Origin of the sequence: Streptomyces sp. NBC_00466 (assembly GCF_041433995.1) — a bacterium.
Taxonomy (GTDB): domain Bacteria; phylum Actinomycetota; class Actinomycetes; order Streptomycetales; family Streptomycetaceae; genus Streptomyces.
The window spans coordinates 5708399-5731692 of record NZ_CP107896.1 but is presented as its reverse complement, the minus strand read 5'-3'; the positions used below and the strand labels follow the sequence as shown (position 1 = coordinate 5731692).

Genomic DNA, 23294 nt, shown 5'->3' with positions numbered 1-23294 from the left:
CGCGGACCGGATCGCGGTATTCCGGCCCGGCCAGGACATACAAAGGACCGCCGCTGAGCGCGAAGTCGCTGGTCAGCGGCGGTCCGATGGGAGGAGCACGGTACGCGCCCGCGTGCTGCCCGCCGGGCGGGCAGCAGGCGCGGGACGCGCCGGGGTACGAGAGAGGCTCACTCAGATGAAGGATCACCTGTGAGCCGAATGATCCATCCGAAGTGGATCAGTCGACGGACCGGGCGACGGATCAGGCCAGTGCCACGAGATCCGCGTAGTCCGGACCCCACAGGTCCTCGACGCCGTCGGGCAGCAGGATGATCCGCTCCGGTTCCAGCGCGTGCACCGCACCCTCGTCGTGGGTGACGAGGATGATCGCGCCCTTGTAGGTGCGGAGCGCTCCGAGGATCTCCTCGCGGCTGGCCAGGTCGAGGTTGTTGGTGGGCTCGTCGAGCAGGAGCACGTTGGCCGACGAGACGACGAGGGTCGCCAGCGCCAGCCGGGTCTTCTCACCGCCGGAGAGGACCCCCGCCGGCTTGTCGACGTCGTCGCCCGAGAAGAGGAACGAGCCGAGCGTCTTGCGGACCTGGACCAGATCGAGATCGGGCGCGGCGGAGCGCATGTTCTCCAGCACCGAGCGGTCGGGGTCCAGCGTCTCGTGCTCCTGGGCGTAGTAGCCCATCTTCAGGCCGTGGCCCTCGATGACCTCGCCGGTGTCGGGCTTCTCGGCGCCGGCCAGCAGCTTCAGCAGCGTGGTCTTGCCCGCGCCGTTGAGGCCGAGGATGACGACGCGGGAGCCCTTGTCGACCGCGAGGTCGACATCGGTGAAGATCTCCAGCGAGCCGTACGACTTGGAGAGGCCCTCCGCCATCAGCGGGGTCCTGCCGCACGGCGCGGGTTCGGGGAAGCGCAGCTTGGCGACCTTGTCGGACACCCGTACGGCTTCGAGTCCGGCGAGCAGCCGGTCCGCGCGCTTGGCCATGTTCTGCGCGGCGACGGTCTTGGTCGCCTTGGCGCGCATCTTGTCGGCCTGCGAGTTGAGGGACGCGGCCTTCTTCTCGGCGTTCTGGCGCTCGCGCTTGCGGCGCTTCTCGTCGGCCTCGCGCTGCTGCTGGTAGAGCTTCCACCCCATGTTGTAGACATCGATCTGGGTGCGGTTGGCGTCCAGATAGAAGACCTTGTTGACCACCGTCTCGACCAGCTCGGCATCGTGGGAGATCACGATGAAGCCACCGCGGTAGTTCTTCAGGTAGTCGCGCAGCCAGACGATGGAGTCGGCGTCGAGGTGGTTGGTGGGCTCGTCGAGGAGCAGGGTGTCGGCATCCGAGAAGAGGATCCTGGCCAGCTCGACCCGGCGGCGCTGCCCGCCGGAGAGCGTGTGGAGCGGCTGGCCGAGCACCCGGTCGGGCAGTCCGAGTGCTGCGGCGATGGTGGCCGCCTCGGCCTCGGCCGCGTACCCGCCCTTGGTGAGGAACTCCGTCTCCAGGCGCTCGTACTTCTTCATCGCCTTCTCGCGGGTCGCGCCCTGGCCGTGCGCCATGCGCTCCTCGTTCTCCCGCATCTTGCGCAGCACGGAGTCGAGGTCACGGGCGGAGAGGATGCGGTCGCTGGCGAGGACGTCGAGGTCGCCGGTGCGCGGGTCCTGCGGGAGGTAGCCGACCTCGCCGGAGCGGGTGATGGTGCCCCCGGCGGGGACTCCCTCGCCCGCGAGGCACTTGGTGAGCGTGGTCTTGCCCGCGCCGTTGCGGCCGACGAGGCCGATGCGGTCGCCCTTGGCGACACGGAAGGAGGCGGACTCGATGAGGATGCGGGCGCCGGCGCGCAGCTCGATGCCGGAAGCGGTGATCACGGAAAAACTCCAGGGCGGTATGGACGGCGGAAGGGCAGGCGGAGGGTTGCTTCGACGCCGGCTAATGCACAAGGAGAAATGCCATGCGGCCCAGTCTAACGGTGCCGCGCCAGCACTCTGCCGGTGCCCGGTGCCAGACTGGGACCGCACCGCGCACAAGAGAGACAAATCGGAAGACCGAACTCCGTGGGAGAGGGTGTCCGGCATGGTTGCCACGATCAGTCCGACGCTTCTGTACGACGACGCCAAGGCGGCCATCCGGCTGCTCAAGGACGCCTTCGGCTTCACCGAGGTCGCTGTGTACGAGGACGAGAGCGGCGCGGTCGCCCACGCCGAGCTGGCCTACGGCGACGGCATGGTGATGCTCAGCACCCGGGGCCGCCTGGAGGGGGTCTACGCCAGGGCGATGGCGAAGGGCGGCCCGATGGGCGTCTATGTCGCCATCGAGGACACCGACGCCCACCACCGGCGCGCGGTGGAGCACGGGGTGGAGATCCTGATGCCGCCCACCGACCAGGACTACGGCTCCCGCGACTACGTGGCGCGCGACGCCGAGGGGAACGTCTGGAGCTTCGGCACGTATGTGCCGGGAGGCCCGGTCTGAGCCATCCCGGCACACATCGCTCAGACGCCCCCGGTGTGCACCTGGAACGCGGCCCGGCGCACCGCCTTGGCCAGGGCCGGATCGGGGTGTGCGGCGGCCAGCGCCACCAGCACCTGCACGGTGCGCGGGTGCCCCACCGCCCGTACCTCTTCGAGCAGGGCGGGCACGGTGCCCTGCACCGCTGATTCCAGATGGCGGACCAGCAGGGTGCTCTCCCCGTGGTCGGCGACGGCCGCGGCGGTGTCCACCCAGAGCCAGGTCGCCTCTTCACGGGTGAGGGCGTCATGGGCGTCCTCGGGGTCGGCGCCCTCGTACTCGGCCAGCCAGAGCACCGCGTACGGACGGAGCGAGGTCTCACCGGCCGCGCCCCGTACCGCCGCTTCCGCGGGGGCGCCGACCACCCGCAAGGCCTCGAAGGCGAGACCGCGCAGCAGCGCGTCCTCACCCCGGGCCACACCGAGCAGCTCGGCGACGGCGCTGCGCACGGTGCGGGCGGCCAGCCAGGCGCGGTACTCGGCCCGCGCCGGGCCCGGTGTCAGCCCCGCACAGCCGCGCAGCATGTCGTCGGCGTGCTGCTCGATGTTGCCCGCCGGGCTCTGCGCCGCGACGCAGATCTGCTCCAGCTTGACCCAGACCGCCCAGTTGCCGAGCGGCGTCAGCGTCGCCTGGCCGGGTGCCAGTGTCAGCGCGCCGACCGCCGCCAGGCCCCGCAGCGCCCAGTCGAGCAGCGCGGCGAGCACCCCCGCCGCCATCGGGGGCTCGGGCTGCGGCTGCGGGCCGTAGGGGACCTCGCAGCGCTCCTCGTGCAGTTCGGCGACGCGCTGCTGGAGCAGGTCGAGCAGGGCCGGTACGGCCACCGGCCCCGCGGAGAGCTGGAGCAGCGAGAGCACCTGCGGTACGGCCTCGACGACCTCGGCCACCGCGGTGGCGGGGACGTCGGCGGCGGCCGGGTGGACGATCGACCAGGCGTCGAAGAGGGCGACCCAGCCGCGCAGCACCGCGCTGTCGTCACCGTCCCAGGCGCGCAGCCGCCACCCGGGGCGGGCGATGTCCCCGTGCAGTTCGACGAGTCCGGCGAGCCGGGCGCGGTCCCAGCCCGCGCGGACCGCCTCCGGGGTCAACGCGAGGGTACGTACGGCGTGTTCGGCGGCGGGGGCGGTCAGCGCCCCGCCCTGCACCGGCCGGGCGTCCCCGGCCCAGCGGGCGATCCGGACGGCGTCGGCGAGCACCGTCCTGGCCTGACGGGCCAGCTCCGCCGGGGCCGGCGTACCGGCGGGCGGGCGCGGGGCGGGACGGATGCGCCGGTTGCTCACGACACGACGGGCCGTGACCAGAGGTCGGGGGCGGACGAGGCGGAGTCTGGAGTCGCGCGGGTTACGGGACGTCACGGGGAGCAGTCTTGCCTCTGACGGGCCGAAAGCCCAAACGGAACCCCTCGCTACAGGTTGACGCAGGGCACACAGAAGCCGGCCGGCGGGCCGGGACCGCTACATCAGCGGGGTCAGGAAGCGCCGCATGGACTCTTCGTAGGCCGCGGGATCCGCGTTCCACATCGCGCCGTGCGGGGCGCCCGCGACGGTCCTCAGATCCACCAACGACGGCTGGCCGTCGGCGAGTTCGACGGAACGCCGCCAGGGAGCCACCCGGTCGCCGGGGCCGTGGAAGACCAGCGTGGGCACGGTCAGCGCCCGCGGGTCGGCGGCGGCGCGCAGCCGGTCGCCGTTGGTGCCCGTACGCCCCTGGGCCGCCCGCACCGCGAGCGGCAGCAGGAAGGCCGGGGTGCGCCGGGCGGCGGCCAGCGCGCCGAGGGTGGCCTCCCAGTCGAGGACCGGGGAGTCGAGGATCAGGCCGCTGATGCGGTCGCGCATCCCCGAACCCACCGCGGCGTGCAGGGCCATGGCGGCGCCGGTGGACCAGCCGTGCAGGACGACGCGCTCCGCGCCGTAGCGGACGGCGTAGCGGATGGCCGCGTCCAGGTCGCGCCACTCGGACGCGCCGAGGTGTCCCAGGCCGTCCGGGTTCGCGGGGGCTCCGGTGTCGCCCCGGTAGGAGATGTCGAGGACCGCGAACTGGTGGCGGTGCAGGAAGCCCAGGACGTTCATGGGGTGCTCCCTGCCGGTGCCCAGGCCGTGCACCGTGATCACCCAGGTGGGGCGGGGGCCGGGCACGAACCAGGCCGGGGAGGCGCCGAGTTCACCGGGGATGTCCACGTCGGCGTGGTCGATGCCGAGCGCGGAGCGCGGGTCGCCCACGTACACCTGCGGGGTGAGCCGGGCCTTGGTACCGGGGGCGAGCGTGCCGTAGGTGACCCGGTCGAGCCGGCGCACGACGGTGTCGGCGGTCTCGGAGCCGCCGTCGATCACCGGTCCGACGACCGCGTGGACCCCCGGGCCCTCAAGGCCGTACACACCGGGGCGCAGCGAGGCCAGGCACCGGCTGAGGGTGACCCGGCCGGGGGCCGTGGCATGTACGGAGAGCCGGGGCTCGGCGGGCAGGGCCCGGTCCTGCGGCGTCCTGAGCGCGGCGTCGGCGGCGAGCCGGCCGGCCGCTGCCGCGGCCGCGCCGACCCCGATCAGAGTGGTGACGGCCGTTGCCGTCGCGGTTGCCGGGCGCACCCCTCCAGTGTCGGCGGGGGCGGGCCGGGCTGCCAGCCGACCGGGGCAAACGTGGCCGGACCTGCGAGGATCCGGCTTGGTCCGGTCGTCGGAGTGCCGTCGTCGCCCGATGGGCGGCCGCGCGGTGTCCGGCGACAGGCATTAGCCGGGCTGGCCGTACCCGCGGAGCTTCTCCGTGGCCTCGGCCAGCTGTCCCGGCGACAGCAGGGACGGGGTGCGGCCGGGCAGCGCGGACGCGGTGAGCCAGAGCCTGCACATCCACTCCAGCTGGGCGGTGCGGTCGTAGGCCTGGTCGAGCGAGCTGCCGTAGGTGACCGTGCCGTGGTTCTGGAGGAGGCAGCCGGAACGGCCGGTGAGGGCGGTGAGCATGTTCGCGGCCAGCTCGTCGCTGCCGTAGAGCGCGTACGGGGCGACGCGCACCGGGCCGCCCAGCGCGGCGGCCATGTAGTGGACGGCGGGCAGCTCCGGGACCAGGGTGGAGACCGCCGTCGCGTGCACCGCGTGGGTGTGGACCACCGCGGTTGCGGCCGTGGCGCGGTGGACGGCCAGGTGCAGGGGCAGTTCGCTGGTCGGTTTCAGCTCGCCGAGCACCTGGTGGCCGTCCAGGTCGACGGCGACGGTGTCGCCGGGGCCGAGCTTCTCGTACGGCACTCCGCTGGGGGTGACCAGGACGAGGTCGCCGCAGCGCACCGAGACATTGCCCGATGTGCCGACGACCAGCCCTTCGGACGCGGTCCTGCGGGCGGTGGCGACGAGTTCGTGCCAGGCCCTCGCGAGTGGGTCGGTCTCCTCAGGCGCCACTGCTGTCTCCCCCATCACATCTGTCCCGCTGCCGCGTCTGCGCTGTTCCGGGCCCGCTGGGGCCGTCCACGCGATGATGCCAGCCCTCCGGGCGCCCCGGTACGCCACCGCGGCAGCCGCCGGCCACGAGTGGAATGGGCGCGTCCGGGCAGAGTCACCACAGCGCCCGGCCCAGTTCATCTTCCGTTCACCCAGGTTGCTTACGTTCATCTCGTCAATGACCTCGAACGATTGCCCAGGTAAATGGAACACTTGACCCTGCTCCTTGGGATCGTGATCATTACCGCTCTCGTGTTCGACTTCACGAACGGTTTCCACGACACTGCCAACGCGATGGCGACGACCATCTCGACCGGCGCTCTCAAACCGAAGACCGCGGTGGCCATGTCCGCCGTGCTCAACCTTGTCGGGGCATTCCTGTCCGTCGAGGTCGCCAAGACGATCTCCGGCGGGATCATCAATGAACAGGGCATCACCACAGAAGTGATCTTCGCGGCACTCGTCGGTGCCATCCTCTGGAATCTGCTGACCTGGCTGCTCGGCCTGCCGTCCAGTTCCTCCCACGCACTCTTCGGCGGGCTCATCGGAGCCACGCTGATGTCGGTCGGCTCGTCGGGTGTCAACGGCGATGTCGTCATCACCAAGGTCCTGCTCCCCGCGGTCGCCGCGCCGGTCGTCGCCGGTCTCGCCGCGCTGCTGGCCACCAGGCTGACGTACCGGATCGGGCGCCGTACGGACGAGAAGTCCACCGCCAAGGGCTACCGGGCCGGCCAGATCGCCTCCGCGGGCCTGGTCTCGCTGGCCCACGGCACCAACGACGCGCAGAAGACCATGGGTGTCATCACCCTCGCCCTGGTCACCGGCAACGTCATCGCACCCGGATCGAACCCGCCCCTGTGGGTCATCGTCTCCGCCGGCACCGCCATCGCACTCGGTACCTACCTGGGCGGCTGGCGCATCATCAAGACCATGGGCAAGGGGCTCACCGAGCTCAGGCCGCAGCAGGGCTTCGCCGCCCAGACCGGTGCCGCGACCGTGATCCTGGCCTCCTCGCACCTCGGCTTCTCGCTCTCCACCACCCAGGTCTGCTCGGGCGCCGTGATGGGCGCGGGCGTCGGCCGCAAGGGCGGGGTGGTCCGCTGGTCCACCGCGACCCGCATGGCCGTCGCCTGGTGCCTGACCCTGCCCGCCGCCGCGCTCGTCGGCGCGGGCGCCGAGTTTCTGACCGGCCGCGGCCCGTGGGGCATCGGCGCCGTCGCCGCCCTGCTGGTGGCGGGCTCCGGTGTCATCTGGTCGCTCTCCCGCCGCAAGCCGGTCGGCCAGCACAGCGTCACCCCCGACGAGCCCGCCGGGTACGACGAGCCGGCCGGGGTGGTGACCACCGCCATCGCAGCCGTCGCGCCGCCGCCGGCCGGAGCGGTCACCGACCCCCTCCGCACCACCATCCCCGCACCCGGCGGCGCCGCACCGGAGCCCAACCGGCCCGCCACGGTCTGAACACGGTCCGCCTGAACACGGTCCGAAAGTCCGAAACGGTCTGAAGGAGAAGGACACCGCACCATGGACATCGACTGGGCAGCTCTCGGCACCGTCTTCGGCGTCAGCCTCGTGGCGACCGTCGGACTGGTGGGCCTGTTCACGCTCGGCGTGGTGGGCCTGGCGCGGAAGCCCGCGCCGGAGCCGGGCACCGCAACCGCGCCCGCCGCCGCGACGCCTGCCGGTACGGGCCGGGGCCCGGCACCGGCCGCGGCGGCGCGGGTCGGCGCGTACGCCTGCTTCGCGCTCTGCGCGGCGGCCGTCGCGTACGGGATCTATCTGATCGTCGCCTGACAACAGCTCGCTCCTCCCCCGCAGCGTCACTCCGCCCGCCCGGCGGCCTCCACCGGCCACCGGGCGGGCGGCTGGTGTGCGCGGCCCGTGCGTTCGGCCGTCCGGGTGACCCGTGTGGGGCTCGGCACACTGCCCCGCCGCAGGTCAAGGGTGAGTTGACGGGTGTTCGCCGACCGTGGTGGACTTCCGGGGCCAATACGGCGGCAGGAGAGGAAGTCCGGTGCGAATCCGGCGCGGTCCCGCCACTGTCACCGGGGTTGCCCCCGGGAGCCAGGAACTCTCACCGCCGGTCACGTCGAACCAGGGCGCGGACACCCTGAGTGAGGACTACGCCATGCGCGGCCGCCTGCTGCCCGAACCGCCCGATGCTCCGAGCACAGCCGCCGTGAGGGTCCCGGGCGTACTGGCCTGCTGACCTCATGCGTGCCGAGCGTGTCTTCGTGTACGGCGCCACCACGGGCCTCCTGGCAGACCTCGTCTTCGCCGACCCCCGGCGCGGCCACCCCGTCGCCGCTTTCGGACGGGCCGCCGCCGCCGTGGAACGCCGGCTGTGGCGCGACCACCGCGGGTGGGGCGCGCTGCACACCGCGGTCTGCGCCGGGGGCGCGGTGGGCGCCGCCGTGCTGGCCGGGCGTGCCGTACGCGGCCGTCCCGCCGCGGGCATCGCGCTGACCGCCGCCACCACCTGGGCCGTCGTCGGCGGCACCTCGCTGGGGCGTGAGGCGCGCGCGGTGGGCGACGCGCTGGCGGCGGGTGACATCGAGGCGGCCAGGGAGCGGCTGCCGCATCTGTGCGGACGCGATCCGCAGGCGCTCGACGCACAGCAGATCGCGCGGGCCGTCGTGGAGTCCGTGGCCGAGAACACCTCCGACGCGGTGGTGGGCGCGCTGGTCTGGGGCGCCCTCGCCGGGGTGCCGGGGCTCGCCGGGTTCCGGGCGGTGAACACCCTGGACGCGATGGTCGGCCACAGGTCGCCCCGGTATCTGCGGTACGGCTGGGCCTCCGCCCGGCTCGATGACCTGGCCGGCCGGCCGGGCGCCCGGCTCACCGCCGTACTCGCGGTGCTCGCGGGCGGGGACCCGCGCGGCGCCGTACGGGCCTGGCGGTCGGACGCGGCCGGCCACCCGAGCCCCAACGCGGGCCCGGTGGAGGCGTCGTTCGCGGGCGCGCTGGGCGTACGGCTCGGCGGCACCCTCTCGTACGCCGGCCGGGTCGAGCACCGGGCGGTACTCAACGGCGGCGGCCGGCCGGTGGCCGTCGGCGACATCGAGCGCGCGGTGCGGCTGTCGCGCCGGGTGTCCCTGCTGGCGCTCGCGACAGCTCTCGTGGTGAGGAAGGTACGCGGATGAGTGGCGGACTGCTGGTGGCCGGAACCACGTCGGACGCCGGGAAGAGCGTGGTCACGGCGGGCATCTGCCGGTGGCTGGTGCGCCGGGGTGTGAAGGTCGCGCCCTTCAAGGCGCAGAACATGTCGCTCAACTCGTTCGTCACCCGCGAGGGCGCGGAGATCGGGCGCGCGCAGGCGATGCAGGCGCAGGCGGCGCGGGTGGAGCCCACGGCGCTGATGAACCCGGTGCTGCTCAAGCCGGGGAGCGACCGGTCGAGCCAGGTCGTGCTGATGGGGAAGCCGGTGGGCGAGATGAGCGCCCGCGGCTACCACGGCGGCCGGCAGGAGGCACTGCTGGGCACGGTGACGGACTGTCTGACGCAACTCCGGGGCACGTATGACGCGGTGATCTGCGAGGGGGCGGGCAGTCCGGCCGAGATCAATCTGCGGCGGACCGACATCGTGAACATGGGGATCGCGCGCGCCGCGCGGTTCCCGGTGGTCGTCGTCGGCGACATCGACCGGGGCGGTGTCTTCGCGTCGTTCTTCGGTACGACGGCGCTGCTGAGCGCCGAGGACCAGTCGCTCGTCGCCGGGTACCTCGTCAACAAGTTCCGCGGTGATGTGTCCCTGCTCGAACCGGGGCTCGACATGCTGCACGGGCTGACCGGGCGGCGGACCTACGGTGTCCTGCCGTACGCACACGGCCTGGGCATCGACGAGGAGGACGGGCTGCGGGTGTCGATGCGCGGCACGGTGCGCGAGTCCGCCGTGTCCGCGCCGTACGGGCAGGACGTGCTGCGGGTCGCCGTGTGCGCCGTGCCGCTGATGTCGAACTTCACCGATGTGGACGCGCTGGCCGCCGAACCGGGCGTCGTGGTGCGGTTCGTGGACCGTGCGGAGGAGCTGGCGGACGCGGACCTGGTGATCGTGCCGGGGACGCGCGGCACGGTGCGCGCCCTGGAGTGGCTGCGGGAGCGCGGGCTCGCGGACGCGCTGGCCCGGCGGGCCGCCGAAGGCCGTCCGGTGCTGGGCATCTGCGGCGGTTTCCAGCTGCTCGGCGAGCACATCGACGACACGGTCGAATCGCGCGCCGGGGCCGTCGACGGGCTCGGACTGCTCCCTGTCCGGGTGCGGTTCGCGGTGGAGAAGACCCTGGCGCGGCCCGTCGGAGAGGCCCTCGGGGAGCCGGTCGAGGGGTACGAGATCCACCACGGGGTCGCCGAAGTGCTGGGCGGCTCCCCCTTCCTGGACGGCTGCCGCACCGGTTCCGTGTGGGGCACGCACTGGCACGGCTCGCTGGAGAGCGACGGCTTCCGCCGGGCCTTCCTGCGCGAGGTCGCCGCCGTCGCGGGCCGGCGGTTCGTACCGGCGCCCGACACCAGCTTCGGCGTGCTCCGCGAGGAGCAGCTCGACCGGCTCGGCGACCTCATCGAGGAGCACGCGGACACCGACGGGCTGCTCGCGCTCATCGAGTCGGGCGCGCCGGCCGGGCTCCCCTTCGTCGCCCCCGGAGCGCCATGAGCGCCATGAGCGCGGCCGGGGTGCGGCTGCGAACACGCCACCGGCCCGTCACCGGACCTGTCACCCGAGCACCTGTCACCCGAGCATCTGAAGGAGTGATCCCGAAGTGAGCACGCCCTACCCGTTCACCGCTGTCGTGGGCATGGATGACCTGCGTCTCGGGCTGCTGCTCAACGCGGTCAGCCCGGCTGTCGGCGGCGTACTCGTGCGCGGCGAGAAGGGGACCGCGAAGAGTACGGCGGTGCGGGCCCTGTCCGCGCTGCTGCCCGCGGTCCCGGTGGTCTCCGGGTGCCGCTTCTCGTGCGACCCCGGCGCGCCCGACCCGGCGTGTCCTGACGGTCCGCACGAGTCGGCCGACGGCGTGTCGCGCGACGCGCGCATGGTCGAACTGCCCGTCGGCGCCTCGGAGGACCGGCTGGTCGGCGCGCTGGACATCGAGCGGGCGCTGGCCGATGGCGTGAAGGCGTTCGAGCCGGGGCTGCTCGCCGACGCGCACCGCGGGATCCTGTACGTCGACGAAGTCAATCTGCTTCACGACCACTTGGTGGACCTGCTGCTCGACGCGGCCGCGATGGGCGCCTCGTACGTGGAGCGCGAGGGCGTCTCCGTACGGCACGCCGCGCGGTTCCTGCTCGTCGGGACGATGAACCCCGAAGAGGGCGAGCTGCGGCCGCAGTTGCTGGACCGTTTCGGACTGACCGTCGAGGTCGCCGCTTCACGCGACCCGGACCAGCGGGTCGAGGTGGTGCGCAGGAGGCTCGCGTACGACGACGACCCCGCCGGTTTCGCCGCCCGCTGGGCGGACGAGGAGAGCGAGCTGCGGGCGCGCATCGTGGCTGCGCGGGCGCTGCTGCCCTCCGTGCGTCTCGGCGATCCGGCGCTGCGGCAGATCGCCGCGACGTGCGCCGCCTTCGAGGTGGACGGGATGCGCGCGGACATCGTGATGGCGCGCACCGCGACCGCGCTGGCCGCCTGGGCGGGGCGTTCGGATGTCACGGCCGACGACGTACGGCAGGCCGCGCTGCTCGCGCTGCCGCACCGCCGCAGGCGGAACCCGTTCGACGCGCCGGGGCTCGACGAGGACAAGCTCGACGACACGCTGAGGGAGTCCGCCGGGGACGACGGCGGCGGCGCACCCGACACGCATGACGGGAACGACGACGACGGGCCGGACGGACCCGACGGGCCGGACGGTGGCGGTGGTGGCGGGCTGCCGCCGCAGCGCGACGGGGACGGCGGACCGGGCGACACGCCGCAGCAGCAGGAGCCCGCGGCGGACGGGTCCGACACGCCCGCGCAGCAGGAGACCGGCGGGGGCGCGCCCGCCGCGCCGGGCGGCGGCGGGGAGCAGGCAGCGGCGAAGGCGGCCGAACCGTTCCGTACGCGGATGCTGAGCGTGCCGGGGCTCGGCGACGGCGCGGCGGGGCGCCGCTCCCGGGCCAGGACCGAGCACGGCCGCACCACCGGTTCGCGCCGGCCGCAGGGTGCGCTCACCAAGCTGCATCTGGCGGCGACGGTCCAGGCCGCGGCGCCGCACCAGCGGGCGCGCGGGCGGTCCGGCCGCGGCCTTGTGGTCCGCAGGGACGATCTGCGGCAGGCCACCCGGGAGGGGCGCGAGGGCAATCTGGTGCTCTTCGTGGTGGACGCCTCCGGGTCGATGGCGGCCAGGCAGCGGATGAGTGCGGTGAAGGGCGCCGTGCTCTCGCTGCTGCTCGACGCGTACCAGCGGCGGGACAAGGTGGGTCTGGTGACGTTCCGCGGGAAGGACGCGGAGATCGCGCTGCCGCCGACCTCGTCGGTGGACGCGGCCGCGGCCCGGCTCGACACGCTGCCGACCGGCGGGCGCACCCCGGTGGCCGCCGGGCTGCTGAAGGCCCATGAGGTGCTGCGGGTCGAGCGGATGCGGGACCCGTCGCGCCGGCCGCTGCTCGTGGTCGTCACCGACGGCCGGGCCACGGGCGGCCCCGATCCGGTCGCGCTGGCCGCGCGCGCCGCGCGGCTGCACGAAGCGGAGGGCGTCGCGTCGGTCGTCGTGGACTGCGAGACGGGGCCGGTCAGGCTGGGGCTCGCGGGAGAACTGGCGCAACGGCTCGGCGGCACCGCGGTGACGCTGGACGAACTGCGGGCCGAGAGCATCGCGGGGCTGGTGAAGGACGTGCTGGTGAAAGACGCCGTGCAGGACGCACAGAGCAGTTCTACGAGGAGGGCAGCGTAATGCCGCAGGGACAGCCGACCACCGTGCCCGAGGACGGGCTCACCACCCGCCAGCGCCGCAACCGGCCGCTGACCATGGTGCATACGGGCATCGGGAAGGGGAAGTCGACCGCGGCCTTCGGCCTCGCGCTGCGCGGCTGGAATCAGGGCTGGCCCATCGGGGTGTTCCAGTTCGTGAAGTCCGCCAAGTGGAAGGTCGGCGAGGAGCGGGCCCTGAAGGTGCTCGGGGACAGCGGCGAGGGCGGGACGGTCGCCTGGCACAAGATGGGCGAGGGGTGGTCCTGGGTCCAGCGGGACATCGAGTCGAGCGAGGAAGCCGCCCGGGAGGGCTGGGATCAGGTCAAGCGCGACCTGGCGGCGGAGAGCTACCGGCTGCTCGTGCTGGACGAGTTCGCGTACCCCATGCACTGGGGGTGGGTGGACACCGACGAGGTGGTCTCGGTGCTGCGGGACCGGCCCGGCACCCAGCACGTGGTGATCACCGGACGGAACGCGCCGCAGCCGCTGCTCGACTTCGCCGACCTGGTGACCGACATGTCCAAGGTCAAGCATCCGATGGACGCGGGGCAGAAGGGGCAGAGGGGCATCGAGTGGTAGCCAGACTCGTCATCGCCGCCCCGTCGTCGGGCAGCGGCAAGACCACGGTCGCCACCGGGCTGATGGCCGCGTTCGCCGGGCGCGGTCTGGCCGTGTCGCCGCACAAGGTGGGACCCGACTACATCGACCCCGGTTACCACGCGCTGGCGACCGGCCGCCCCGGCCGCAATCTCGACGCGTACCTCTGCGGTACGGAGCTGATCGCGCCGCTCTTCGCGCACGGCGCGGCCGGGGCGGATCTGGCGGTCGTCGAGGGCGTGATGGGTCTGTACGACGGGGCGGCCGGGCAGGGCGAGCTGGCGTCCACCGCGCAGGTCGCGAAGGTGCTGCGGGCGCCGGTGGTGCTGGTGGTCGACGCGTCGTCGCAGTCCCGGTCGGCGGCCGCGCTGGTGCACGGGTTCGCGTCCTGGGACCCGCGGGTGCGGATCGGCGGGGTGATCCTCAACAAGGTGGGCTCCGACCGGCACGAGGCACTGCTCCGGGAGGCGCTGGAGGAGTCGGGGGTGCCGGTGCTCGGGGTGCTCCGGCGTACCGGGCAGGCGCAGACCCCGTCCCGGCATCTGGGGCTTGTACCGGTGGCGGAGCGGCGGCCCGACGCGGTGGGCGCGGTCGCGGCGATGGCGGAGCAGGTGCGGGCCGGGTGCGACCTGGAGGCGGTGCTGGCGCTGGCGCGGAGCGCGCCGCCGCTGGACGCCGGGGCCTGGGACCCGCAGGAGGCCCTTGCCCCTGGCTCCGGCGGGTCCGGCACCACGGCGCGGGCTTCCGGCGGCGGGACGGCCGGTCCTGCCGCGGCCTCGGGAAGCGGGACTGCCCGTGCGCGCCCCGTCGTCGCCGTCGCGGGCGGGGCCGCGTTCTCCTTCTCGTACACCGAGCACACCGAGCTGCTCACCGCGGCGGGCGCCGATGTCGTCGGCTTCGACCCGCTCCACGACGAGCGGCTCCCCGAGGGCACCGGGGCGCTCGTCATAGGCGGCGGCTTCCCCGAGGTGTACGGGCCCGAGCTGTCCGCCAACGAGCCGCTGCGCAAGGCCGTCGCGGAGCTGGCGGCGTCCGGCGCACCGGTCGCCGCCGAGTGCGCCGGGCTGCTGTATCTGTCGCGCTCGCTCGACGGGCATCCGATGTGCGGTGTGCTGGACGCCGAGGCCCGGATGTCGGAGCGGCTGACGCTCGGCTACCGGGACGCGGTGGCCGTGTCGGACAGCTCGCTGGCGCGGGCCGGGACCCGGCTGCGGGCGCATGAGTTCCACCGCACGGTCCTGGAGCCCGGTGCGGGCGCCACCCCCGCGTGGGGTGTGCACCAGCCGGAGCGCCGGGTCGAGGGGTTCGTCCAGCAGGGCGTGCACGCGAGCTATCTGCACACGCACTGGGCCGCGCAGCCCGCGGTCGCCCGCAGGTTCGTGGAGGGGTGCGCGGGATGAACGGGCCGGTGCGCGGGATGAAGGTCCGGAAGCCGGGGCCGGTTCCCGGGCTCTCAGCCCGCGATGCCCACCACCAGCCAGATGAACGCCACCCCCGCCACAGTGCAGAGCAGCGTGGAGCGGGCCGGGTGTTCGTGGTGGGCCTCGGGGAGGATCTCGGCGGCGGCGAGATAGAGCAGGACACCGCCGAAGAAGCCGAGATAGCAGCCGAGCGGCTGCTCCGGAAGAGTGAACAGCAGGGTCGACGCCGCACCCACCACGGGAGCCAGCGCGTCGGCGACCAGCATGAAGATCGCCTTGCGGCGCGCGTTCCCGTACAGGCTGGTCAGGGTGTACGTGTTGAAGCCGTCCGCGAAGTCGTGGGTGACCACCGCGATGGCCACGGCGGCTCCCATCCCGTTGCCCACCTGGAAGGCGGCGCCGATCGCGACGCCGTCCATCAGGCTGTGGCCGACCATCGCGGCCGCCGCCGTCAGCCCGACCTGGGGCACCCGCTCCTCCGCCGCCCCGTGCGCCGCCTGGCGCACCGCGAGCAGCCGCTCCACCAGGTGGGCGACGAGGAACCCGGCGACGAACAGCAGCAGCGCGGCCGGCACACCGAAGATCTCGCCGCCCGCCGCGCGCAGCGCCTCGGGCAGCAGGTCGAGTCCGACCACACCGAGCATCAGACCGCCGGCCAGGCCCAGCACCAGATGGCGCTTGTCGGTGACCCGCTGGGCCGTCCAGCCACCGACCAGCGTCATCAGGAACGCGCCGAGCGCGACGAAGACCGCCATGGGCCCTGCCTAGCCCATGACACCCCGGTCCCGCATGTCAACGCCTGAATCCGCCGGGGAGGATCCCGCCGCCATGGCCGCCGCAGGTCCCGGCCCGGTGCGTACACCGGCCCCGCGCGCACAGGACCCAGGACCGGACCTGGTCGTGGGCGTCGGGGCGTCCCGTGGGGTCCGCGCCGACGAGGTCGTCGGGCTGATCACGGCCGCCCTGCGGGACGCCGGTCTCTCGCCGCTCGACGTCGCCGAGCTGACGACCGTGGACGCCCGGGCCGGCGAGCCGGGGCTGGTCGCCGCTGCCGCACGGCTGGGGGTGCCGCTGCGTCCGTACAGCGCCGCCGCGCTCGCCCGGATCGAGGTGCCCCACCCGTCGGACACGTCGCGGGCCGCGGTCGGCACCCCGTCGGTCGCGGAGGCCGCCGCGCTCGCCGCCGGAGGCGAACTGCTCGTCCCGAAACGGAAGTCGGCGCCGCACGGCCGGCCGGCGATGGCGACCTGCGCCGTCGTACGCCGGGAACCGCCGGCACCGGACCCGGCGCACCGGACGGCGCCGCCCGGCGGCACGGCGCATCCGGGACTTCCACAACAGCCCCACGTCCACCCTGATGACGACGGGCACCACCTTCACCACCATGGCAGTCATGCGCACACACACTGACGTCCACGATCTGCGGCACCACGGCGACGCCGAGGTACGGGACTGCGGTCCCGGCGGCCTCACCGACCTCGCCGTCAACGTCAGGGCGGGCACTCCCCCGCCCTGGCTCAGGGATCACATAGCGGGGTCGCTCGGCGACCTGGCCGCGTATCCCGACGGCCGGGCCGCCAGGGCCGCGGTGGCCGCCCGGCACGGGCTGCCGGTCGAACGGGTCCTGCTGACGGCCGGCGCCGCCGAGGCGTTCGTACTGATCGCCCGCGCCCTTCCGGTGCGCAGACCCGTGGTCGTGCATCCGCAGTTCACCGAGCCGGAGGCGGCGCTGCGCGACGCCGGGCACACGGTGCGGCGGGTGCTGCTGCGCGCGGAGGACGGTTTCCGGCTGGATCCGGCGGCCGTCCCCGAAGCGGCGGACCTGGTGGTGGTCGGCAATCCGACCAACCCGACGTCCGTGCTGCATCCGGCCGGGACGCTCGCCGCGCTGGCGGCGCCGGGCCGGCTGCTGGTGGTCGACGAGGCGTTCATGGACGCGGTGCCCGCCGAGCGCGAGTCGCTCGCGGACCGTACGGATGTGCCCGGCCTGATCGTCCTGCGCAGCCTCACCAAGACCTGGGGGCTCGCGGGGCTGCGGATCGGCTATGTGCTGGCAGATCCGGGGACCGTGGAACTGCTGGCGCGCGCACAGCCGTTGTGGCCGGTGTCCACTCCGGCGCTGGCCGCGGCCGAGGTGTGCTCGGCGGCTCCCGCGCTCGCCGAGGCGGAGCTCGCCGCACATGCGATCGCCGCGGACCGCGCCCATCTGCTGGCCGGTCTCGCGGAGTTCGACGAGGTACGCGCGGTGGAGGCGGCCGAGGGCCCGTTCGTGCTCGTCCGGATGGCGCGTGCCGACGAGGTGCGGGAGCGGCTGCGGCGGCTGGGCTTCGCGGCCCGCCGCGGTGACACCTTTCCGGGGCTCGGGCCCGAGTGGCTCCGGCTCGCGGTGCGCGACCGCGCGACGACCAACCGGTTCCTGCAGGCGCTCGACCAGGCGCTGAACGGAATCTCCGGCTGAGCCCCGGACGGGCCGGGGCCGCACCCCCCTCCGGTGCGGTCCCGGCTCACCTACCGATCAGGCTCACGTACCGATCAGGCTCACCTGCCGATCAGGCTCGTACCGGTCAGGCCTTGTTGCGGCTCCGTCCGCGGGCCACGGCGAGCGCGCCGCCGCCGGCCAGGACCAGGGCCGCCGCGCCGCCCGCGATGTACGGCGTCATGGAGCTGCCGCCGGTCTCCGCGAGGTTCTCCTTCTCCGGCGCCGCCGCGGGCTTCGAGTCGGCCACGGTCTGCTCCTTGGTCCCGGTGGCGGGGGTGGGGGTGGGCTCCACCGGCCGGCCGCCGCCCTCGTGGTGGGACGGGGCGGCCTTCGGCGACTCGCAGGTCGCCTGCGCGAGGGTGACCTCGCCCCGGACATCGGCGACGTTCAGCTTCAGCGGGTTGACGGACACCTTGAGCTGCAGCGCGGTGGCAGCGGCCGTACGGGACGTCGTGCTGGTCTTCGAGAGGCCGAGCGTCACATCGCCGACCGCGGGCACATGGATCTGGGTCGTGCCACCTGCGGAGAGCGTGATCCTCTTGCCGAGCACGGTCACATGGCCGAGCACGTTCGACTCGGCGTGCGGGCGCTCACCGGCCTCGCAGACCGCCTTCGACGTGACCTTCTCGACCTCGATCAGCGACAGCAGCGGCAGCCCGGGGACATGAACCGACGCGCGGGCGACGTTGGCGTACCCCTCCGCCTTGTGCCGGTCGGCCGTCGCCCGGGCCGTGGCGACATCGGCGCGCAGCAGACTGAACGGGCGGCCCTTGTCGACGCCATCCAGCTTCGCGGTCAGCGCGGTCCTGTCCGCACTGGCCGGGGCATGCACCTCGTTGAGCGCGACCGTGAGCGGCACATCGACGGTCTTGTTGAGCAGCGAGACATCGAGCCCGGTACGGAGCACGACTGCGCTCGCTTTTCCGTCACTGCCGGTGGCCGCCTGGGCGGGTGCCGCGGCGAGGAGCGCCGCGGGGCCCGCGGTCAGTGCGGCGGCCACGCAGACGGCGGCCGTACGGCGTACGGACATTCTGCGTGCGGGCATACGGAAGGTGTTGCTGTTCAAGGCGGTGGAACCCCCACAAGAGACATGACGTCGCCGGGGCGCGGTTCACGGGGACTTCGTGGATGCGCCGGCGACCGAGACACCGGAATCTTTACGCACTGTGGGTGAACGGGCAGCAACCTGACGTGAGTTCACTCCAAAGTGGCGTTTCCGCGTCTGCATTCGAATCCTGAGGCACGGGCGTTCCTCTGGACCCCTTGCTTCACCGCCCGGAGGTGGTGCGCCGGTGGCCCGCCAGGCGCAAAACGAGTGCCTCAACGAGTACCGAGCCCTCACGTCACGCCCTGGTCAACCCGGCACCCCACCGGGGGTCAACGCACCCGGGTGCCCCCTCACCCCACCACCCGGCCTTCGAGCACCACCCGGTGCGGAGCGCCCAGTACCCGTACGTTCTCGCGCGGGTCATCCGCGTACACCACGAGGTCGGCCGGCGCACCCTCGGTGAGCCCCGGCCTGCCCAGCCACTCCCGGGCGCCCCAGGACGCGGCCGACAGCACGTCGGACACCGGGATGCCCGCCTTCACCAGCTCCGCCGCCTCGTCGGCGACCAGGCCGTGCGGCAGCGAGCCGCCGGCGTCCGTGCCGACGTAGACCGGGACACCCGCGTCGTACGCGGAGCGGACGGTGTCGTAACGGCGTTCGTGCAGCCGCCTCATATGGGCGGACCAGCGGGGGTACTTGGCGTCGCCGCCCGCGGCGAGCTGCGGGAAGGTCGCGATGTTCACCAGCGTCGGTACGATCGCGACCCCGCGTTCGGCGAAGAGCGGGACGGTCTCGTCGGTCAGCCCGGTGGCGTGCTCGATGCAGTCGATCCCCGCCTCCACGAGGTCGCGCAGCGAGTCCTCGGCGAAGCAGTGCGCGGTGACCCTGGCCCCCAGCCGGTGCGCCTCGGCGATCGCCGCCTCCACCTCCCCGCGCGGCCAGCAGGCGGACAGGTCGCCGGTGTCCCGGTCGATCCAGTCGCCGACGAGTTTGACCCAGCCGTCGCCGTTGCGGGCCTCCCTGGCGACGTACTCGACGAGGTCCCCCGGTTCGATCTCATGGGCGTAGTTCCGGATGTAGCGGCGGGTGCGCGCGATGTGGCGGCCCGCCCGGATGATCTTCGGGAGGTCGGGGCGGCCGTCGATCCAGCGGGTGTCGGACGGCGACCCCGCGTCGCGCAGCAGCAGCGCCCCGGCCTCCCGCTCGCCGAGCGCCTGCTTCTCGCTGGTCGCCTCGTCGACCGCGCCGTGCGCGTCGAGCCCTACGTGGCAGTGCGCGTCGACCAGACCGGGCAGCACCCATCCCCGCACGGTGACGGCCTCCGCGGCCGGGCGTACGTAGGTGATCCGCCCGCCGACCACCCACAGTTCGTCCCTGACGTCATCGGGCCCGACCAGCACCCGCCCCTTCACATGCAGCACCGTGTGATCGCTCATGCGGCGAGCCTAACGACGGGACCGCGCCGGGCGTCAGGGGCCCGGAAACCCGCTCAGTACCATCGGACCGCACCATGTGCCGGACCGGTACACCACCGGACCGGCAACACCATCGGGCAGCCCGAACGAACTCGTTGAAGAGAGCACCGCCGTGACGCACCCCTTCCTTGACCTCCCCCCGCTCACCCCGGCGCACTTCGCCGCGATCGAGCGGCAGACGGCCTCGCTGCTCGGCACCCGGCAGGACATCGTGATCATGCAGGGGGAGGCGCTGCTGCCGCTGGAGGGATGCATCCGCTCCGGTGCCAGGCCGGGCTCCACCGCGCTCAATGTGATCACCGGGCCGTACGGCCAGACCTTCGGCAACTGGCTGCGCGACTGCGGGGTCACCGTGGTCGACCTGGCCGTGCCGTTCCACACCGCGGTCACCGCGGCCCAGGTGCGCGAGGCGCTCGCCGCCCGCCCGGAGATCGACTTCGTCTCCCTGGTCCACGCGGAGGCCGCGACCGGCAACACCAACCCGGTCGCGGAGATCGGCGAGGCCGTACGGGCGCACGGTGCGCTCTTCATGCTGGACGCGGTCGCGTCGGTGGGCGCCGAGCCACTGCTGCCGGACGTCTGGGGGGTGGACCTCTGCGTGATCGGCGCGCAGAAGGCGATGGGCGGCCCCGCCGGGGTGTCGGCCGTCTCGGTGAGCGAGCGCGCCTGGCAGCGGTTCGCGGAGAACCCGCGGGCTCCGCGCCGCTCGTACCTGTCGCTCCTGGACTGGAAGGAGCGCTGGATCGACGCGGGGCGTACCGCGCTGCCGCACGCGCCCGCCCAGCTGGAGATGCTGGCGCTGGGGGCGTGTCTGGAGCGGATCGAGTCGGAGGGCTCCGCGGCGGTGATGGACCGGCACGCGCGGGCCGCTGCGGCCACCCGGGCCGGGGCGCTCGCCCTGGGTGGCGGACTGGCGCCGTTCGTGCATGAGGCGCGGGACGCGGCCCCGGTGGCCACCACGCTCCGTACCCCGGCCGGGGTCGACGCGTCGGAGCTGGTCGCGAAGGCCCTGGCGGCCGACCCGACGCTGCCGCTGATCGCGGGCGGCGGGGCGCTGGCCGGGGAGATGGTGCGGATCAACCACTACGGCCCGGACGCCACCCAGGGTGTGGTGCAGTCCTCGCTCGCGGCACTGGGTGCCGCGCTGAGTGACGCGCTGGGCGACGCCGTACCGGATGGTCCGGTTCCGGGCGGTTCGGCGACTGCCGTGGACCTGGAGGCCGCACGCGGCGCCGTCTCGGCGGCCTGGCAGCGCCGCTGAGCCACCGGACCCCCGCGGCGGGGGCTGACGGCGGAAGCTGTGTACGGCCCGGTACCGGGCCGTACACAGCCACAAATCAAAGAATTGCAGAATGCAGAATTCCGGCTTTTACCTACAGCTATCTGTTTTCTTCTGCCCGCTTTCCCGGACCCTAAACGCAGGATTTTCAACAGGCTCTATCAGCGGTTTTCGGACATGCGTCACGACAGTTACGCACATGTGACCGACCCCACAGCGGGCTCGGTTTGCCCGATAATTCCGGGACAAATCGTCAATATTCGCGACCGGGAGGGCTCCGACCCGCGCCCGCGCGATAGCATCGTCTGCACTTTTGGCCAACCCTGCGCCAGAATGCATTTTTTGAATTTGCTGGGTAAATTTCCCTTACATGACCGCCGCGCAAGAAGACCTTGTACGTGCCCGTAGCGAATTCCACGAGATAGACACCCCACGAGTGGAGGACGGGGCCGCGATCTGGCGTATCGCCCGCGACTCCGAGGTGCTGGACCTCAACTCCTCGTACAGCTACCTGCTGTGGTGTCGCGACTTCGCAGCGACCTCCGTGGTGGCGCGTGACACCGCCGGTGCCCCCATCGGCTTCGTCACCGGATACGTCCGCCCCGACCGCCCCGAAGCCCTCGTCGTCTGGCAGGTAGCCGTCGACCAGGCATACCGCGGCCTGGGCCTCGCCGGCGTCCTGCTGGACGGCCTGATCGCCAAGGTGACCGCCAGGGGGGTGGTCCGGGAGCTGGAAACCACCATTTCTCCGGACAACACCGCGTCCGACCGCCTGTTCCGCTCGTTCGCAGAGCGTCACGGGGCGGCAGTGGAACGTGAAGTGCTCTTCGACGGCGGACTGTTCCCCGAAGGGACGCACCAGCCGGAAGTGCTGTACCGCATCAGCCCCGTCTCGGCCTGACTGACATCCCTCACCCCCAGGAGATTGCTGTGACCATCACCCCGCCCGCCCTGAGTGTCTTCGAGACCCTTGAGTCGGAGGTGCGCAGTTACTGCCGCAGCTGGCCGGCCGTGTTCGACCGGGCCCAGGGCAGCTACCTCCACGACGAGGACGGCCACACCTACCTCGACTTCTTCGCCGGAGCCGGATCGCTCAACTACGGCCACAACAACCCGGTGATCAAACGCGCGCTGATCGACTACATCGAGCGCGACGGCATCACCCACGGCCTGGACATGGCCACCACGGCGAAACGCGCCTTCCTGGAGTCCTTCCAGAACGTGATCCTGCGCCCGCGCGACCTCCCGTACAAGGTGATGTTCCCGGGCCCGACAGGCACCAACGCCGTCGAGTCGGCGCTGAAGCTGGCCCGCAAGGTCAAGGGCCGCGAGTCCGTCGTCTCGTTCACCAACGCCTTCCACGGCATGTCGCTCGGCTCGCTGGCCGTGACCGGCAACGCCTTCAAGCGGGCCGGCGCCGGTATCCCGCTGGTGCACGGCACGCCGATGCCGTTCGACAACTACTTCGACGGCCAGATCCCGGACTTCCTCTGGTTCGAGCGTCTGCTGGAGGACCAGGGCTCCGGTCTCAACAAGCCCGCAGCCGTGATCGTCGAGACGGTCCAGGGCGAGGGCGGCATCAACGTGGCGCGCGCCGAGTGGCTCCAGGCGCTCCAGGACCTCTGCCACCGCCAGGACATGCTGCTGATCGTCGACGACATCCAGATGGGCTGCGGCCGCACCGGCGGCTTCTTCTCCTTCGAGGAAGCGGGCATCACCCCCGACATCGTGACGCTGTCGAAGTCCATCAGCGGCTACGGGCTGCCCATGTCGCTCTGCCTCTTCAAGGGCGAGCTCGACGTGTGGGAGCCGGGCGAGCACAACGGCACCTTCCGCGGCAACAACCCGGCGTTCGTCACCGCCACCGCGACCCTTGAGACGTACTGGGCCGACGGCCAGATGGAGAAGCAGACGCTGGCCCGCGGCGAGCAGGTCGAGCGTGCGCTGCTGGCCCTCGTCGAGGAGAATGACGGTGCCGGCGTGAGCTTCCGCGGCCGAGGTCTCGTCTGGGGCATCGAGTTCGAGGACAAGCCGCGTGCCACGGCAGTGTGCCGCCGCGCCTTCGAGCTCGGGCTGCTCCTCGAGACCTCCGGCCCGGAGAGCGAGGTCGTCAAACTGCTGCCGCCGCTGACCGTCTCCACCGAAGAACTGGACGAGGGCCTGAGCATCCTGGCCCGCTCCGTCCGCGAGACCGCCTGACGCACCACGCACCATCGCACCGG

At 72.9% G+C, this 23294-nt stretch carries 19 protein-coding genes, 1 pseudogene and 1 riboswitch; of the genes and pseudogenes, 13 read left to right on the top strand and 7 right to left on the bottom strand.

Annotated features, from left to right (window positions below):
- Nucleotides 1–241 precede the first annotated feature (241 nt).
- On the bottom strand, nt 242–1840 hold the full coding sequence (locus OG210_RS25740) for an ABC-F family ATP-binding cassette domain-containing protein (protein WP_328325320.1): 1599 nt from the start codon (nt 1838–1840) through the stop codon (nt 242–244).
- A 205-nt stretch (nt 1841–2045) separates the two neighbouring features.
- Between OG210_RS25740 and OG210_RS25735 the strand changes: the two genes are divergently transcribed.
- Nucleotides 2046–2444 carry a VOC family protein gene (locus tag OG210_RS25735; protein ID WP_328325322.1) on the top strand — a complete coding sequence of 133 codons (399 nt, stop codon included), beginning with the start codon at nt 2046–2048 and terminating at the stop codon, nt 2442–2444.
- Nucleotides 2445–2464: 20 nt separating this feature from the next.
- Here OG210_RS25735 and OG210_RS25730 read toward each other — a convergent pair whose 3' ends face one another.
- From OG210_RS25730 to OG210_RS25720, 3 genes are all read right to left on the bottom strand, one after another.
- On the bottom strand, nt 2465–3832 hold the full coding sequence (locus OG210_RS25730) for a hypothetical protein (protein ID WP_371538865.1): 1368 nt from the start codon (nt 3830–3832) through the stop codon (nt 2465–2467).
- 99 nt (nt 3833–3931) lie between these two features.
- The gene (locus OG210_RS25725) at nt 3932–5059 is read right to left on the bottom strand and encodes an alpha/beta hydrolase family protein (RefSeq protein WP_371538862.1); all 1128 of its coding nucleotides are present in this window, start codon (nt 5057–5059) and stop codon (nt 3932–3934) included.
- A gap of 141 nt (nt 5060–5200) precedes the next feature.
- A complete protein-coding gene (locus tag OG210_RS25720) occupies nt 5201–5875 on the bottom strand; it encodes a class II aldolase/adducin family protein (RefSeq protein WP_371538859.1) in 675 nt (224 codons plus the stop codon).
- A gap of 228 nt (nt 5876–6103) precedes the next feature.
- Between OG210_RS25720 and OG210_RS25715 the strand changes: the two genes are divergently transcribed.
- The 7 genes from OG210_RS25715 (at nt 6104) to OG210_RS25685 (ending at nt 14770) form a co-directional block, all read left to right on the top strand.
- The gene (locus OG210_RS25715) at nt 6104–7357 is read left to right on the top strand and encodes an anion permease (RefSeq protein ID WP_328325331.1); all 1254 of its coding nucleotides are present in this window, start codon (nt 6104–6106) and stop codon (nt 7355–7357) included.
- A gap of 63 nt (nt 7358–7420) precedes the next feature.
- A complete protein-coding gene (locus OG210_RS25710; RefSeq protein WP_371538857.1) occupies nt 7421–7690 on the top strand; it encodes a hypothetical protein in 270 nt (89 codons plus the stop codon).
- Between the two features lie 161 nt (nt 7691–7851).
- Nucleotides 7852–7991: riboswitch (cobalamin riboswitch) on the top strand.
- A 118-nt stretch (nt 7992–8109) separates the two neighbouring features.
- A complete protein-coding gene (locus tag OG210_RS25705; protein WP_328325335.1) occupies nt 8110–9039 on the top strand; it encodes a cobalamin biosynthesis protein in 930 nt (309 codons plus the stop codon).
- On the top strand, nt 9036–10541 hold the full coding sequence (locus OG210_RS25700) for a cobyric acid synthase (protein ID WP_371538854.1): 1506 nt from the start codon (nt 9036–9038) through the stop codon (nt 10539–10541). The genes OG210_RS25705 and OG210_RS25700 overlap by 4 nt, the downstream gene beginning before the upstream one ends.
- Before the next feature lie 106 nt (nt 10542–10647).
- Complete coding sequence (locus tag OG210_RS25695) at nt 10648–12756, top strand: putative cobaltochelatase (protein ID WP_371538851.1); 2109 nt, start codon at nt 10648–10650, stop codon at nt 12754–12756.
- The gene (gene cobO, locus OG210_RS25690; RefSeq protein WP_328325339.1) at nt 12756–13352 is read left to right on the top strand and encodes a cob(I)yrinic acid a,c-diamide adenosyltransferase; all 597 of its coding nucleotides are present in this window, start codon (nt 12756–12758) and stop codon (nt 13350–13352) included. Before OG210_RS25695 ends, cobO begins: the two co-directional genes overlap by 1 nt.
- Nucleotides 13346–14770 (top strand): cobyrinate a,c-diamide synthase, encoded by a 1425-nt coding sequence (locus OG210_RS25685; protein ID WP_371538848.1) that lies wholly within the window; start codon nt 13346–13348, stop codon nt 14768–14770. Before cobO ends, OG210_RS25685 begins: the two co-directional genes overlap by 7 nt.
- 53 nt (nt 14771–14823) lie before the next feature.
- Here the strand turns inward: OG210_RS25685 and OG210_RS25680 are convergent, their stop codons facing one another.
- Nucleotides 14824–15546, bottom strand: coding sequence for a ZIP family metal transporter (locus OG210_RS25680; RefSeq protein WP_328325342.1), 723 nt, complete (start codon nt 15544–15546; stop codon nt 14824–14826).
- Between the two features lie 73 nt (nt 15547–15619).
- Between OG210_RS25680 and OG210_RS25675 the strand changes: the two are divergent.
- Nucleotides 15620–16057, top strand: a pseudogene (locus OG210_RS25675) (cobalamin biosynthesis protein); the annotation flags it as partial.
- 91 nt (nt 16058–16148) lie between these two features.
- Nucleotides 16149–17249: an Rv2231c family pyridoxal phosphate-dependent protein CobC gene (cobC, locus tag OG210_RS25670; protein WP_371538846.1), complete on the top strand. Its 1101-nt coding sequence runs from the start codon at nt 16149–16151 to the stop codon at nt 17247–17249.
- Nucleotides 17250–17355: 106 nt separating this feature from the next.
- On the opposite strand, the gene OG210_RS25665 is transcribed toward cobC, so the two are convergent.
- Together OG210_RS25665 and OG210_RS25660 are read right to left on the bottom strand one after the other, a co-directional pair.
- Nucleotides 17356–18336, bottom strand: coding sequence for an SCO1860 family LAETG-anchored protein (locus tag OG210_RS25665; RefSeq protein WP_371538844.1), 981 nt, complete (start codon nt 18334–18336; stop codon nt 17356–17358).
- A gap of 332 nt (nt 18337–18668) precedes the next feature.
- The gene (locus tag OG210_RS25660) at nt 18669–19754 is read right to left on the bottom strand and encodes an amidohydrolase family protein (RefSeq protein WP_371538841.1); all 1086 of its coding nucleotides are present in this window, start codon (nt 19752–19754) and stop codon (nt 18669–18671) included.
- A 151-nt stretch (nt 19755–19905) separates the two neighbouring features.
- Here OG210_RS25660 and OG210_RS25655 point away from each other — a divergent pair, with 151 nt between their 5' ends.
- From OG210_RS25655 to ectB, 3 genes are all read left to right on the top strand, one after another.
- Nucleotides 19906–21054: an aminotransferase class V-fold PLP-dependent enzyme gene (locus OG210_RS25655; RefSeq protein ID WP_328325349.1), complete on the top strand. Its 1149-nt coding sequence runs from the start codon at nt 19906–19908 to the stop codon at nt 21052–21054.
- Nucleotides 21055–21442: 388 nt separating this feature from the next.
- Nucleotides 21443–21973, top strand: coding sequence for a diaminobutyrate acetyltransferase (gene ectA, locus OG210_RS25650; protein WP_328325351.1), 531 nt, complete (start codon nt 21443–21445; stop codon nt 21971–21973).
- A gap of 29 nt (nt 21974–22002) precedes the next feature.
- The gene (gene ectB, locus OG210_RS25645) at nt 22003–23271 is read left to right on the top strand and encodes a diaminobutyrate--2-oxoglutarate transaminase (protein WP_328325354.1); all 1269 of its coding nucleotides are present in this window, start codon (nt 22003–22005) and stop codon (nt 23269–23271) included.
- The last annotated feature ends 23 nt before the right edge of the window (nt 23272–23294 follow it).